The sequence below is a fragment of the Nonomuraea terrae genome, assembly GCF_004348995.1.
Classification (GTDB): domain Bacteria; phylum Actinomycetota; class Actinomycetes; order Streptosporangiales; family Streptosporangiaceae; genus Nonomuraea; species Nonomuraea terrae.
This window is the reverse complement of sequence record NZ_SMKQ01000053.1, coordinates 29446-43401: the sequence shown is the minus strand read 5'-3', so window position 1 is coordinate 43401 and position 13956 is coordinate 29446. Positions and strand designations below refer to the sequence as shown.

General features: G+C 72.9%; 15 protein-coding genes and 1 pseudogene. 10 read left to right on the top strand and 6 right to left on the bottom strand.

The features are described from left to right. Positions 1-1261 (bottom strand): cytochrome P450 (locus E1286_RS19285; RefSeq protein WP_132614407.1); only part of this gene is annotated, 1261 nt, incomplete at its 3' end. Between the two features lie 201 nt (positions 1262-1462). Here E1286_RS19285 and E1286_RS19280 point away from each other — a divergent pair. The 7 genes from E1286_RS19280 to E1286_RS19255 all read left to right on the top strand — a co-directional run bounded on the left by E1286_RS19280 (position 1463) and on the right by E1286_RS19255 (position 8007). Further along, on the top strand, positions 1463-2884 hold the full coding sequence (locus E1286_RS19280; RefSeq protein ID WP_132614405.1) for an aldehyde dehydrogenase family protein: 1422 nt from the start codon (positions 1463-1465) through the stop codon (positions 2882-2884). Between the two features lie 14 nt (positions 2885-2898). Then, on the top strand, positions 2899-3972 hold the full coding sequence (locus E1286_RS19275; RefSeq protein ID WP_132614403.1) for a Zn-dependent alcohol dehydrogenase: 1074 nt from the start codon (positions 2899-2901) through the stop codon (positions 3970-3972). Positions 3973-3993: 21 nt separating this feature from the next. Next, positions 3994-4167, top strand: coding sequence for an SDR family NAD(P)-dependent oxidoreductase (locus E1286_RS51290; RefSeq protein ID WP_281282699.1), 174 nt, complete (start codon positions 3994-3996; stop codon positions 4165-4167). Continuing rightward, positions 4155-4766, top strand: a complete 612-nt coding sequence (locus tag E1286_RS19270) for an SDR family NAD(P)-dependent oxidoreductase (protein WP_281282698.1) — start codon at positions 4155-4157, stop codon at positions 4764-4766. Before E1286_RS51290 ends, E1286_RS19270 begins: the two co-directional genes overlap by 13 nt. 7 nt (positions 4767-4773) lie before the next feature. Continuing rightward, entirely contained in the window at positions 4774-5814 is a 1041-nt protein-coding gene (locus tag E1286_RS19265; protein WP_132614401.1) for an NAD(P)-dependent alcohol dehydrogenase, read from the top strand. Positions 5815-5890: 76 nt separating this feature from the next. Then, positions 5891-6094 carry a hypothetical protein gene (locus E1286_RS19260; RefSeq protein ID WP_132614399.1) on the top strand — a complete coding sequence of 68 codons (204 nt, stop codon included), beginning with the start codon at positions 5891-5893 and terminating at the stop codon, positions 6092-6094. Next, the gene (locus E1286_RS19255) at positions 6091-8007 is read left to right on the top strand and encodes a flavin-containing monooxygenase (RefSeq protein WP_132614397.1); all 1917 of its coding nucleotides are present in this window, start codon (positions 6091-6093) and stop codon (positions 8005-8007) included. Before E1286_RS19260 ends, E1286_RS19255 begins: the two co-directional genes overlap by 4 nt. Before the next feature lie 10 nt (positions 8008-8017). Here the strand turns inward: E1286_RS19255 and E1286_RS19250 are convergent, their stop codons facing one another. Then, on the bottom strand, positions 8018-8869 hold the full coding sequence (locus E1286_RS19250) for a helix-turn-helix transcriptional regulator (protein ID WP_132614395.1): 852 nt from the start codon (positions 8867-8869) through the stop codon (positions 8018-8020). Between the two features lie 87 nt (positions 8870-8956). Here E1286_RS19250 and E1286_RS19245 point away from each other — a divergent pair, with 87 nt between their 5' ends. Together E1286_RS19245 and E1286_RS19240 are read left to right on the top strand one after the other, a co-directional pair. Continuing rightward, positions 8957-9736: an SDR family NAD(P)-dependent oxidoreductase gene (locus E1286_RS19245; RefSeq protein ID WP_132614393.1), complete on the top strand. Its 780-nt coding sequence runs from the start codon at positions 8957-8959 to the stop codon at positions 9734-9736. A gap of 55 nt (positions 9737-9791) precedes the next feature. Further along, the gene (locus E1286_RS19240) at positions 9792-10376 is read left to right on the top strand and encodes an SDR family NAD(P)-dependent oxidoreductase (RefSeq protein ID WP_246074982.1); all 585 of its coding nucleotides are present in this window, start codon (positions 9792-9794) and stop codon (positions 10374-10376) included. 75 nt (positions 10377-10451) lie between these two features. Here E1286_RS19240 and E1286_RS19235 read toward each other — a convergent pair whose 3' ends face one another. Beyond that, positions 10452-11150: an SDR family NAD(P)-dependent oxidoreductase gene (locus tag E1286_RS19235; protein WP_132614391.1), complete on the bottom strand. Its 699-nt coding sequence runs from the start codon at positions 11148-11150 to the stop codon at positions 10452-10454. A gap of 103 nt (positions 11151-11253) precedes the next feature. Between E1286_RS19235 and E1286_RS19230 the strand changes: the two genes are divergently transcribed. Beyond that, the gene (locus E1286_RS19230) at positions 11254-12117 is read left to right on the top strand and encodes a helix-turn-helix transcriptional regulator (protein WP_223190120.1); all 864 of its coding nucleotides are present in this window, start codon (positions 11254-11256) and stop codon (positions 12115-12117) included. Here E1286_RS19230 and E1286_RS19225 read toward each other — a convergent pair. The 3 genes and pseudogenes from E1286_RS19225 to E1286_RS52075 all read right to left on the bottom strand — a co-directional run. Continuing rightward, positions 12114-12797, bottom strand: a complete 684-nt coding sequence (locus E1286_RS19225) for a TetR/AcrR family transcriptional regulator (RefSeq protein ID WP_165969800.1) — start codon at positions 12795-12797, stop codon at positions 12114-12116. The two genes, E1286_RS19230 and E1286_RS19225, sit on opposite strands and share 4 nt — an antisense overlap. 67 nt (positions 12798-12864) lie before the next feature. After that, complete coding sequence (locus E1286_RS51740; protein WP_342776227.1) at positions 12865-13509, bottom strand: aldo/keto reductase; 645 nt, start codon at positions 13507-13509, stop codon at positions 12865-12867. A gap of 67 nt (positions 13510-13576) precedes the next feature. Then, positions 13577-13885 (bottom strand): annotated as a pseudogene (locus tag E1286_RS52075) (aldo/keto reductase); the annotation flags it as partial. Positions 13886-13956 lie beyond the last annotated feature (71 nt).

Here is a 13956-nt window from a genome sequence, read left to right as displayed (position 1 = left end):
GGGGCAGGGTGCGGGGGCCGCGGACCTGGCCGGGGGCCCAGGTGACCGCGCCGGGGTCGGCGAGGGTGAAGGAGGGGATGCGCTCCATCCACACCTCCAGGGCGACCCGCAGCTCCATGCGGGCCAGGTGGGAGCCGACGCAGCGGTGGATGCCCAGGCCGAAGGCGGCGTGCCGGTTGACCTCGCGGTCGATGACCACCTCGCCGGCGCGGTCGAACTGCGCGGGGTCGCGGTTGGCCGCGGGGAACGGCAGCAGCACCCAGTCGTCGGCCTTCATGTCCACGCCGTTCCAGTGCAGGTCCTGTTTGACCAGCCGGGCCATGGTGACCGGCGCGTAGGCGCGCAGGAACTCCTCCATCGCGGTCGGCAGCAGCTCCGGCTCGGCGGCCAGCCGTTCGCGGTCGGCGGGGGTCTTGGCCAGGTGCCACAGGGAGGCGCCGATGGCGCTCCACGTCGTGTCGATGCCCGCGATGAGCAGCAGGTTGATCGTGCCGAGCACGTGGCCGGGCTCGAGCCTGCGCCCGTGGAGCTCGGCGTCGAGCAGGTGGGACGTCAGGTCGTCGCGCGGGTGGGCGATGTGGTCGTGGATCTGCTCCAGCAGGTACTCCGACAGCCTGGTGATGCGCTGCAGGCGCACCTCGGCCGGGGCGTTGATGTCCTCCAGGGTGTTCTCGACGAACGCGCCGAACTTCTCGCTGTCCTCCTGCGGGAAGCCGAGCAGGTCGGCGATGACCCGCATCGGGATCTGCTTGGCGTACTCGCGGGCCGCGTCCACGACGTCGCGCCCGTCGAAGGCGTCGATGAGGGCGTGGCAGTACGCCCTGGTGCCGGGCTCCTGCCGGGCGACGGCGTTCTTGGTGAAGGCGGGCAGCAGCAGCTTGCGGGCGTCGTGGTGGAACGGCGGGTCGGAGGAGATCGGCGGCGCGCCGCCGACCGGGGCCAGGTCGGCGGGCGGCCGGATGTTGCTGACGATGATCGCGCGGGAGGTGAAGTGCTCGGTGTCGTAGGCGATGGCGGCGACGTCGTCGTAGCGGGTGGGCAGCCACGCGCCGCCGAACCGGTCGGTGTGGGCGATCGGGCAGCGCTGCCGCAGCTCGTCCTGGATCGGGTACGGGTCCGCGGCCCACTCGGGGTCGACGTGGGAGAAGTCGGTCGTCCAGTCGGAGACGGGATCGGTGACGATCTCGCTCTGGTGGCCGCTGAGGAACCGTTGCCTGCGGGTGCGCTGGAGGTCGTCGCCGAAGCGGTCGTCCACGGTCATGGTGCGGCTCCTTGAGGGCGATCACCGCTGCGCGCCCGGTTGACCGGCATCGCGGGCGGGACACCCGTGATGCGTTTCATGCAGGTATCGAAAATCCATTTATTTGTTCTGTCAAGGGTGAGCGGACGGGCCTTCCCAGCTCGCGGACGCCGTGATCTAATCCTTCTAGAATTAGAATCTAGAATCTTCCGAGGTGAGGGCATGCCGCACCGGATCTATGTCGACGGCGAGTGGGTGCAGGCGAGCGGCGGCGAGGTCATCCCCGTGGTCAACCCCGCCACCGAGGACGTCATCGCCGAGGTTCCGCGCTGCGACGCCAAGGACGTCGCGCGGGCCGTGGAGGCGGCGGCGGCCGCGCTGCCCGCCTGGTCCGCCCGCCCGGCCGCCGAACGGGCCGCGCTCTGCGCCGCCGTCGCCGCCGCGCTGGACAAGCGGGCCGAGCAGCTCACGGACACCATCGTCGACGAGCTGGGCATGCCGCTGCGGCTGACGCGGCTCATCCAGGTGGGCGCGCCCATCAGGACGTTCGCCTCGATGCCGGAGGTCGCCTCGAGCGTCGAGTTCGAGGAGCGGCTCGGCGGCGCGGTGGTCTACCGGGACCCGATCGGCGTCGTCGGCGCCATCACCCCGTGGAACTATCCGCTGCACCAGATCGCGGCCAAGGTCGCTCCCGCCCTGACCGCCGGCTGCACGGTGGTCCTCAAGCCGAGCGAGGTCACCCCGCTCAACGCGTTCGCGCTGGCCGAGGTGATGCACGAGGTGGGGTTCCCGCCGGGCGTGTTCAACCTGGTGTGCGGCGTCGGGCCGGAGGCGGGCGAGGCGCTGGCGGCGCATCCGCTGGTCGACATGGTGTCGTTCACCGGCTCCACCCGCGCCGGGCGGCGGGTCGCCGAGCTGGCCGCCGCGACGGTGAAGCGCACCGCGCTGGAGCTGGGCGGCAAGTCGCCGAACGTGCTGCTCGACGACCTGGACGACACGGCCTTCGAGGACGCCGTGCGCAAGGGCGTGGCGGCGTGCTACCTGAACTCCGGCCAGACCTGCTCGGCGCTGACCAGGCTGCTCATCCCGCGCGGGCGGCTGGCGCAGGCCGAGCGGATCGCGGCCGAGGAGGCCGAGACGTACACGCCGGGCGACCCGCGCGACGCGGCCACCCGGCTGGGGCCGCTGGTCTCGGCCGTGCAGCGCGAACGCGTCCGCGAGCACCTGCGCGCCGCCGCCGCGGACGGCGCCACCACCCTCACCGGCGGCCCCGGCGCGCCGGACGGGCTGGAGCGCGGCTTCTACGTACGGCCCACCGTGCTGAGCGGCGTCGCCCCGGAGTCGAGGATCGCCCAGGAGGAGATCTTCGGGCCGGTCCTGGTCATCCTGCCCTACGCCGACGAGGACGAGGCGGTCCGCATCGCCAACGGCACCGCGTACGGGCTGGCCGCCGGCGTGCGCGGCGCCGACGCCGAGCGCGCCCACCGGGTGGCGCGGCGCATCAGGGCCGGGCAGATCCGCGTCAACGACGGCGCGCACAACGGCCTGGCCCCGTTCGGCGGGTTCAAACAGTCCGGGTACGGCCGCGAGTACGGCCGGTTCGGCCTGGAGGAGTTCCTCACCACCACGACCGTCCAGCTCTAGGCCCGGGAGGCGCGATGCGAGGCGTCGTCCTGCGGGAAGTGGGCAGGCCCGTCGAGGTGAGCGACGAGCTGACCCTGCGGCCGCCGGGCCCCGGCCAGGTGCGGGTACGGTTGCGCGCCGCCGGCGTGTGTCACTCCGACCTGTCGATGTGCGACGGCACCCTGCCCGCGCAGCTGCCCCTGGTGCCCGGCCACGAAGGCGCGGGAGAGGTGGTCGAGCTGGGCCCGGGCGTGAGCGGCCCGCCGGTCGGCACGCACGTGATCCTGTCCTGGATCCCGCCGTGCGGGAGCTGTTTCTTCTGCCTGGGCGGGCAGCCGAACCTGTGCACAGCGGCCCGCGCCTCCACGGCGGCGCCCACGCTGCGCCTCGGTGACGGGCCGGCGCACGCGGCGCTCGGCGTGGGCTGTTTCGCCGAGGAGACCGTGGTGGACGCGCGGGCCGCCGTCCCGATCCCGGACGATGTGCCGTTCGACGTGGCCGCCGTCGTCGGGTGCGCGGTGCTGACCGGCGTCGGCGCGGTGATCAACACCGCGCGGGTGCGTCCCGGGTCCTCGGTGGCGGTGATCGGCTGCGGCGGCGTCGGGATCAACGTCATCCAGGGCGCCGCGCTGGCCGGAGCCGCGACCGTGCTGGCCGTGGACCGCCTGTCCGCGAAACTGGAGGCCGTCCGGCTCTTCGGCGCCACCCACACGGCCACTCCGGACGGGCTGGCCGACGCGGTCAAGGAGCTGACCGAGGGGCGCGGGTTCGACTACGCCTTCGAGGTCGTCGGCCGCGCGGCGACCATCAGGCAGGCCTGGGACGCCACCCGGCGCGGCGGCGCCACCGTCGTGGTCGGCGCGGGAAGCTTCAGCGAGCAGGTGACCTTCACCGCCGGGGAACTGTTCGCCGGCGAGCGGCGGCTGCTCGGCTGCGTGTACGGCTCCGGCGACGTACGCACCGACTTCGTCCGCATGCTGCGGCTGTGGCGGGCCGGGCGGCTCGACCTGGACGGGCTGATCAGCACGCGCATCACCCTCGACGGCGTCGGCGAGGCGTTCACGGCCATGACGTCGGGCCGGGTGATCCGCTCGCTGGTCACGTTCTGACATCCGAGAAAGCAGGTGCACATGGCGCTGCCGAGCGGCGAGTACGCGACGGAGTTCGAGGGGCGCGCCGCCCTCGTCACGGGCGGCGCGTCGGGGATCGGCCTGGCCGTCGCCCGCCGCCTGGCCGCCGGGGGCGCGGCCGTCGCGGTCGCGGACTTCGACAAGGCGGGGCCGAGCGGGCCGTGCGTGACCTGACCGCGGCAGGGGCGCGGGCGCTCGCGGTGCCGGTCGACGTGACCGACGCCGAGTCCGTGCGCGCCGCGGTCGAGGCCACGGTGGACGGGCTGGGCGGGCTGCACCTGGCCGTTAACAACGCCGGCGTGTCCGGCGCCGGCGGGCACGTCGGCGACCACGACCTCGCGGACTGGCGTCGGGTGATCGCCACGAACCTGGACGGCGTCTTCTACTGCCTGCACCACGAGCTGCCGGCGATCCTGGCCTGCGGCGGCGGCGCGGTCGTCAACATGTCCTCCGCTCTGGGCGTCAACGGCTTCCCCGGCCAGGCCGCCTACGTCGCCGCCAAGCACGGCGTCGTCGGGCTGACGAAGACGGCCGCGCTGGAGTACGCGCCGCGGGGCGTGCGGATCAACGCGGTCGGGCCGGGATTCATCGAGACGCCGCTGCTGGACGGCGTGGGCGAGGACGCCAAGCAGGTGCTGGCGAGCCTGCACGCCGCCGGGCGCCTCGGCCGCGCCGAGGAGGTGGCGGAGCTGGTGGCGTTCCTTCTGTCGCCGCGCGCGTCGTTCGTCCACGGCGGGTACCACCTCGTCGACGGCGCCTACTCGGCGCGCTAGGAGAGTCATGAGAGCGCTGTGTTTCCGCGGCGACGGCGGCGGGCCGGAAGTGGCCACCGTCCCCGATCCGGAGCCGGGCCCCGGGCAGGTGCTGGTCAAGGTCGCCGCGGCCGGGGTCTGCCACTCCGACCTCGCCGTGATGAGCGTGCCCGGCGAGGCGCTGCCCTTCCCGCTGCCGCTGGTCCTCGGCCACGAGGGCGCCGGCACGGTGGCCGCGCTGGGCGCGGGCGTCACCCGATGGCAGGTGGGCGACGCGGTCGCCGTCTACGGCGCGTGGGGCTGCGGCCTCTGCGCCGCCTGCGCCGAGGGCAGGGAGAACTACTGCCCGCGGGCCGCCGGGCTCGGCATCTTCCCGCCGGGGCTGGGCGCGGCGGGGGCGATCGCCGAGTACCTGCTCGTGGACGACGCCCGCCACCTCGTGCCGCTCGGCGATCTCGACCCGGTGCGGGCCGTGCCGCTCACCGACGCGGGGCTGACGCCGTACCACGCGATCAAACGCACGCTGCCGAAGCTGAGGCCCGGCGGCACCGCCGTCGTCATCGGCGTCGGCGGGCTCGGCCACGTCGGCGTGCAGCTCCTGCGCGCCCTGAGCCCCGCCACGGTCGTCGCGCTCGACGTCTCCGAGGACAAGCTGGCGCTGGCCCGCGAGGTCGGCGCCCACGAGACGCTCCTGTCGGACGAGCACGCCGCGGTGGCCGTCCGGGCGCTGACGGACGGGCTGGGAGCCCGCGCGGTCTTCGACTTCGTGGGCGCCCCCGCGACCGTCGCCCTCGCCGGGGCGGTGGCCGGCCTGGACGGCGACATCGTGATCGCCGGGCTGGGCGGCGGGCGGCTTCCCGTCGGTTTCGGCGCGCTCCCGTACGGGACGACGGTCACCACCACCTACTGGGGCACCCGCGCCGAGCTCATCGAGGTGCTCGACCTCGCCCGGACGGGCGCCGTCGAGGTCCACGTCGAGACCTACACCCTGGACCGGGCGCCTGACGCGTACGCGCGGCTGCACGACGGCAAGGTGCACGGCCGCGCCGTCATCCTGCCGAACGGTTGACCATTCTTGAAACGGGATTCCAGAATGTACTAGCGTGCCGGAAAAGGGCGTGAACCGCTACTGGAGAGGGGCCTTCATGCCTCTTGATCCGCAGATCCGCGCCATGCCAGGGCGCGCCGCCCCCTTGAGCGGGCTGCCGCCCGGCGTCGTGCGCGACGGTTTCCGGGTGCGCGGCCTTCTCCACCGGAGCCGGGTGTCCCGCTCCGCCGATCGTGCCGGTGAGAAGTTCGTCGGGGCCGTCCGCGCGGCGCGCGGCGTCGTGGCGGAGATGACCGCGTGACCAGGGCCGCAGAACCGATCACCGACGGCGACGACGTCATCCGGCGGGCCCTGCTCGACGCCGAGCTCCCGTCGCTGCTCGCCGCGCTCGCCGCCGCCACCGGGGATCCGGCGCTGCTGCCGGAGCGGCTGCGCCCGTCCCCGGCCAAGAGGCTGCTGCCGCAGGGCGGCTACACGCCGCAGGAACAGGACGAGGCGCGCTCGCTGGCGTTCGCCGCGCTCACCGCCGCCCGCGACGGACTGCTCCCGCTCGGGCAGGACCCGGCGGACGGCGAGGCCACGATGCGGGCCGTGCGGTTCCTGGCCGGCGGCGACGCCGACCGCTACCTGCCGCTGCTGCTCGACGAGCTCGCCGCCCCGGACGACCCGGCGGCACCCCGATGGCACAAGGACGACCTGGCCCCTGATCGGCCGTTCCACGTCGTCATCGTGGGAGCGGGCATGTCGGGCCTGCTCGCCGGCCACCGGCTGGGCCAGGCCGGCGTCCCGTACACGATCGTGGAGAAGAACGACGACGTCGGCGGCACCTGGCTGGAGAACGCCTACCCCGGCTGCCGCGTCGACGTCAGCAGCCACCTGTACGGCTACTCGTTCTTCGAGCACGACGAATGGCCGTCGTACTTCTCGACCCGCGACGTGCTGCTGGAGTACTTCCGGCGCTTCGCCGACAGCGCCGGCGTCCGCGAGCACATCCGATTCGGCACGGAGGTGCTGTCCGCCGACTTCGACGACGACACCCGCACGTGGGCGGTACGCGTGCGGAACCCTGACGGCGGCACCGACGTGCTCGCCGCCCACGCCGTCGTCTCCGCGGTGGGCCAGCTCAACCGGCCCCGCCACCCGGACATCGACGGCAGGGACGACTTCGCCGGGCCGAGCTTCCACTCGGCGCGCTGGGACCACGACGTCGACCTGACCGGCAAACGCGTCGCCGTGATCGGCACGGGGGCCAGCGCGTTCCAGTTCGTGCCCGAGATCGCTCGCACCGCCGGAAGCCTGGTCGTCTTCCAGCGCACCGCGCCATGGCTCGCGCCGACGCCCCACTATCACGACCCCGTCGCCGACGGCCTGCGCTGGTTGTTCCGGCACGTGCCCGGCTACGCGCAGTGGTACCGCTTCTGGCTGTTCACCGCCAACGTCGAAGGCGGCCTGCCCAGCGTGTACGTCGACCCCGCCTGGCCCGCGGGCCGGCGCGCGGTCTCGGCGGTCAACGACGAACGCCGCGCCCTGCTCACCGCGTACCTGGAGCACCTGTTCGCCGACCGGCCGGACCTGCTGCGCGCCGCCGTCCCCGACTACCCGCCCGGCGCCAAACGCATGCTGCGCGACAACGGCGTATGGGCCGCCGCCCTCAAACGCGACAACGTCACACTCGTCACCGACCCGATCGGCCGCATCACCGAACACGGGATCGTCACCGCGGAGCGGACCTACGACGCCGACGTCATCGTCTACGCCACCGGATTCGCCGCCTCCGACTTCCTCGTGCCGATGACGGTGACCGGCCGCGACGGGGCGGACCTGCACAAGCGCTGGAACGGCGACGCCCGCGCCTACCTCGGCATGACCGTGCCCGGCTTCCCCAACCTGTTCCTGATGTACGGGCCGAACACCAACATCGTGATCAACGGCAGCATCATCTTCTTCTCCGAATGCGAGGCGCACTACATCCTGGAATGTCTGCGCCTGTTGCTGCGAGACGGACACGGGGCGCTGGAGTGCCGTGAGGACGTGCACGACGCGTACAACGAGCTGATCGACGCCGCCAACCGGGAACGGGCCTGGGGGGCGTCCACGGTGAACAGCTGGTACAAGAACGCCCTCGGCCGGGTCTCGCAGAACTGGCCGTTCACCCTCATGGAGTACTGGGAGAGAACCCGCCGCCCCGATCCGGACGACTACCGCTCGCTGTGACCGCCGCCGCTCAGCGGGGCACGTCCATGCGCTGCGTGCCGACGACCGACAGCAGCCGCAGCGCCTCCTCCGACGGAGAGCCGGGATCCGCGGTGTAGATGACGACCCGCTGGTCGCGGTCGGTGATGTCGAGGACGTCGCAGTTGACGGTGACCGGGCCGACCAGCGGGTTCTGGAAGGTCTTGCGCAGGGTGAGTTCGGCGGACACGTTGTGAGAGGACCAGAGCCGGGCGAACTCCGCGCTTCCGCCGACAAGCTCGGCCACCAGGGCGGCCACCTCGGGGTCGTCGGGGTAGCGGGCGGCGGCGGCGCGCAGATCCTGGGCCGCGATGCGGGCGAAGTCGTCCGCGTCCGACACCCCGAACAACCTCCGCCCCTGCGGGTGCGGCCCGAGGAACGCCCGGCGCACCAGGTTGCGGTCGCGTCGGGACAAGGCCGAGAAGTCCTCCATGAGGGCGGCCGCCAGGTCGTTCCAGGCGATCACCTCGTACGTCGCGGAGATCACGAAGGCGGCGGACTGCGGCAGCCGCCGCAGCAGGTCGAGGATGCTCTGCCGCACCTCACGGGAGGGCCCGGGCGGAGGGCCCGGCGGGGCGCCGGCGAGGTGGTGCAGGTGGTCGCGTTCGGCGTCCGACAGGCGCAGCGCCCGCGCCAGCCCGGCCAGCACCTCCCGCGACGGGCGCGGGGCGCGGGCCTGCTCCAGCCGCGTGTAGTACTCGGTCGAGATGAACGCCAGCTGCGCCGCCTCCTCACGCCGCAACCCGGGCGTGCGCCGGCGCGACCCCGCGGGAAGACCCACGTCGGCGGGCGTGATCCGCTCCCGCCTGCTGCGCAGGAAGGCCGCCAGCTCTCGTCTGTCCACCCTTCCAGTATGCGCGGGCCCCGCCGAACCCAGCCAGGTACCGCCGATGCCTGGATGAGCCGCCCGGAGTTCCGCAGGCTTGAAGACATGGACAACACCTTCACCACTCAGGGCCTGCTGGCAGACAAGGTCGCCTTCATCACCGGTGCGGGGCGCGGGATCGGCGCCGCCGCGGCGCGGTTGTTCGCCCGGGAGGGCGCCCGGGTGCTGCTCGCGGCCCGCACCGAGGAGGAGCTGAAAGCGGTGACCGAGGAGGTGCGGGCGGCCGGCGGCGTCGCGGACCACGTGGTGTGCGACCTGGCCGACGCGACCAGTGTCCGCGCCGCCGTCGACCGCGTCGTGGACCTGTACGGCCGGCTCGACGTCGCCTTCAACAACGGCGCGACCATCACGCCGCCCGGCCCGATGGACCAGGTCAGCGAGGCCGTCTTCGACCACGTCTACGCCGTGAACCTCAGGGGCCCGTGGCTAGCCATGGTCGCCGAGGTCGCCGCCATCCGCGCCACCGCGGGGACGGGGGCCATCGTCAACAACTCGTCCGTCGGCAGCCTGATGGGCAACCCCGAGCTGCCCGTCTACGGGGCGATGAAGCGGGCGGTCAACAGCCTCACCGAGTCGGCCGCCATCACGTACGGGCCCGAGGGTATCCGCGTCAACGCGATCGCCCCCGGCAACACGGCCACCGAGATGATCCGCACGTGGGAAACGCATTCGCCCGGTCTCCGCGAGCGGCTCGCGGCGCACACCCCGCTGCGCCGCGCGGCCGACCCCGACGAGATCGCCCAGGCCGCCGCCTGGCTGCTGTCCGACCGGGCGTCGTACGTGACCGGCGCGGTCCTGCGCGTCGACGGCGGCGCCCGCGCCTGAACCGCGTGCCGCACGCCTCTGCGATGATCAGGCGGCACGGACGGAGGGAGTCGTCATGGGACATGTGCTGGTGACCGGGGCCACCGGGGGAATCGGGACGGCGCTGGTCGGCGCGCTCACAGCGGCAGGGCACCAGGTGACCGCCGTAGGGCGCGACGTCGGGCGGCTCGGCGTACGGGGGATCGAGGCCGATCTGGCCGACCCCGAGACGCTGGCCGGCGCTGGGGAATGGGGAGAGGTGCAGGCGCTGGTGCATTGCGCGGGCATTTCCCCCGTCGAGGCCGTCGCCGACGCCGGCCCTGAGACGTGGCGGCGGACGATGGCGGTGAACGTGGCCTCCGCCGCCGAGCTGGTACGGCTGACGCTGCCCGCGTTGCGGCGGTCCAGAGGTCATGTGATCTTCGTCAACGCCTCGGCCGGGTTGACCGGCGTCCCCCGCTGGTCGGCGTTCGTGGCCAGCAAAGCGGCGCTGCGGGAGCTGGCGATTCCCTGCGCGAGGAGGAGGCCGCCCACGGGATCCGCGTCACCACCGTCTATCCCGGGGCGACCGCGACGGATCTGCTGGGCGAGGTCAGGAGTGCCTTCGGGCGTCCGTACGATCCCGAGGCGTGCATCCGGCCGCAGACGCTGGCCGAGATGATCGTCTGGGTGCTGAGCGCCCCCGCCGACTCCTACCCCTGCGAGCTGTCCGTGCTGCCGTCACCTCGTTGAGCCGTCAGGACCAGGCGATCTCACCGGTGCGGCCGACGAAGCGACCGGAGCCGGCGCCGGGCTTCTCGATGGCCAGGCCGACGATGGCGTCGGTGCCCTCGGTGACGGTCTGCGGGCCGCTGAACCCGTTGAGGGCGGTCGCCGTGTAGCCGGGATCGGCGGCGTTGACGCGGATGTCCGGCAGGCCTTTGGCGTACTGGGTGGTCAGCATCGTGAGCGCCGCCTTGGAGGCGGTGTAGAGCGGCGCGACCACCGACGACTCGGCCCGCGACGGGTCATGGGTGTAGGCGAGCGAGCCCATGCCGCTGCTGACGTTGATGATGACCGGATCCGATGATCGGCGCAGCAGCGGCAGGAACGCCGTGGTCGTCCGCACCACACCGGCGACGTTGACGTCGAAGACGCTGAGGGTGTCGGCGCCCGTCAGCGTGCCGGGATCGCCGAAGGGGCCGTGGACGCCGGCGTTGTTGACGAGGACGTCGATCCGGCCCTCGTGCTCGGCGACCTCCGCGGCCGCGGCGGCGACGGACGCGTCATCGGTCACGTCGATCTGCACGAACCGCGCGCCGAGCTCGGCGGCGGCCTTCGCACCCTGCTCGGGATCGCGGGCACCGACCAGCACGGTGTGACCGAGGCCGACGAGGCGGCGGGCGGTCTCACGGCCGAGCCCCTTGTTCGCCCCGGTGATGAAAGTGATCGTCATGTGGCCATTGTTCGGTTCGCCTGAGGCGTTCGGCCAGGGACGCCTTGACAGTAGGAGCAGCAGTACCACCATCGACGTCGCGTTCTGACGGAAGATGGATGCCATGACGACGAAACCTGTGGCCGGGCTTGGCGCGATGATCCGTACGTGGCGGGATCGGCTGCCCCCGTCGGCGGCGGCGCTGCCGGTGGGCCGGTCACGCCGCGCGACCGGGCTGCGCCGCGAGGAGCTCGCCGAACTCGCCGGCGTGTCGGTCGACTACATCGTGCGCCTGGAGCAGGGACGCGCCACGACGCCCTCGGCGCAGGTGGTCGCGTCCCTCGCGCGTGCCCTGCAGCTGACCGTCGCCGAACGGGACCACCTGTACCGGCTGGCCAACCTCATCCCGCCGGCGGACGGCGCGATCTCCGACCACATCCCCCCGGGCGTTCACCGCGTGCTGTCCCGGCTCGGCGACGTCGCGGTCGCCGTGTTCGCGGCGGACTGGCAGCTGATCTGGTGGAACCGCAGCTGGGCCGCCCTGCTGGGCGATCCGTCGTCGGCGCCGCCGCGACTGCGGAATTTCGCCCGTGAGAGGTTCCCGGTGGGCGCAGACCCTCGCCTGGCGCAATGGCCGGTGATCGAACGGGACGGGGACGTCGCCGACGTCGCCGTCGTGTCCGACCTGCGCCGCGCCACCGGCCGCTTCCCTCAGGACGCGCGCCTGGCGGCGCTGATCCACGAACTGAACACCGGCAACGAACGGTTCGCCGAGCTGTGGGCGATGGGCACGGTGGCCGCTCATCGTGAGGACCACAAGACGATCGAGCACCCCTCGGTCGGGCCGGTCATGGTGGACTGCGACGTGCTGACGGACGGCGACTCCGAGTTCAAGATCGTGATCATGACTCCGGAGCCCGGGAGCGAGGACGAGACCAAGCTGCGGCTCGCCGTGGTCGCCGGCCCGCCGGTCACCACGAGCGGCTAGCCGCTCACGCGGCCCGGGTGGTCCAGGCCCGCGGCGAGTTCGCCGATCGCCGCGTCGAACTGGCGGCTCAGCGCCGTCATGTCCGGCGGCTGGTCCGGGTCGGCCGACTGCTGGAGCCATCGGTCGAGGACCACGCGGAGCGAGGTCAGGACGGCGGCCGCGCATACGACCGGATAGATCGAGTCGCGGGGCGATGCGACGGGCAGGCCGACGCGTTCGGCGATCGCCTCGGCCAGAGCCCTCTCCTGGGCGGCGAGCACGGCCAGCTGCTGGGGCACCAGCGTGGGCGTGGAGCGGATCAGCCGCAGCGCCCGGATGTGGTCGCGGCTGGCCGTGTCGCTCTCGTTCATGACGGCCATCACCGCCTCGCGGAACGCCCGCAGCACCGTCTCCGTCCGCGGCCTGGCCCTGAACTGGGTGATGAGCTCCTGCGCGGCCGACGACACGGACGCCACGACCGCTTCTTCCTTGCTGGAGAAGTAGTTGAAGAAAGTGCGCAGCGCGATGTCGGCCTCTTCGGCGATCTGCTCGACGGTGACGTTCTCCACGCCGTGGCGCAGGGACAGGCGCAGGGCGGCCTCCCGGAGCGCGGCCCGGGTGGCCTGCTTCTTGCGCTCGCGGCGGCCGGCGACCGGTTCGGCAGGGCGGGCCGTCCCGCCGTCCGATGTGGGACGAACCAACCCGACCTCCCCCTCCACGCCAAGGTTCCCCATTATGAGGTGTGCCCGTGTGTGCAGGCGTGCGGCGTCAGGCGGCGCTGCCCGGCACCCAGTTCCGTACGGCGGGGGCGTAGCCGGCGGGCTTGTCGGCGACCTTCAGGCCGGGGTTGATCAACCAGCTCTGGTAGGCGGGCGTGAACATGCGGTAGACCGACGGAGGCGGTACCGCGCTCGCCTCGTCGAGCTTGGCGCGCAGGCCGGCCGGCAGCTCGAAGCCGAGTGCCGCCATGTTCGCGTCGAGCTGCTCCGCGCCGCTCGCCCCGACGATCGCCGAGGCGACGCCGGGCTGGGTGGCGACCCAGTTGACCGCTACCTGCGCCATGCTCACGCCGAGTTCGCCGGCGACGCTTTCCAGCGCCGCCAGCAGCCGCCAGTCCCGGTCCGCCCAGGAGCCACCCGACGGGTCGTCGCCGGCGAGCCGGCCCTCCCCGGCCAGGCCCTGGTCGGAGGCCCGGTACTTGCCGGTCAGGAAGCCGCCGGCGAGCGGGCTCCACGCGGTGATGCCGAGCCCCAGACTGCGCCCCATGTCGACGTGTTCGAGCTCGATCGCCCGGTTGACGAGGGAGTAGGGCAGTTGCAGGCTGACCACCGGGACGAGCGCGTTGGCCTCGGCGAAGGTCTGGGCGCGGGCCACGTACCAGGCCGGCACGTCCGACAGGCCCGCGTAGCGGATCTTCCCGGGTCCGCATGACCTCCTCGACGGGCGTGATCCGGTCCCAGGTGTGCAGCAGGTACAGATCGATGTAGTCGGTACGCAGGCGGCGCAGTGACGCCTCCACCGCCCGGATCATGTGCTTGCGGCCGTTGCCTCCCGCGTTCGGGTCCGCGGGGTCGACGCTGTTGGCGAACTTGGTGGTGAGCACCACCCGGTCGCGCACCCCGGCCTCCGCGATGAGGTTGCCGAGGATGGTCTCGCTCTCTCCGGCGGTGTAGAAGTCGGCGGTGTCGACGAGGTTCCCGCCCGCTTCGAGGTAGCGGCGGAAGATGGGGCAGGCCTCCTGCTCGGTCCTGCCGTACGCGGCGTGGAAGCCGCCGGTGCCGAAGTTCATCGTGCCGAGCGCGAGCCGGCTGACGCGCAGCCCCGAACGTCCGAGCAGGTAGTAGTGGTCCACGGGCATGA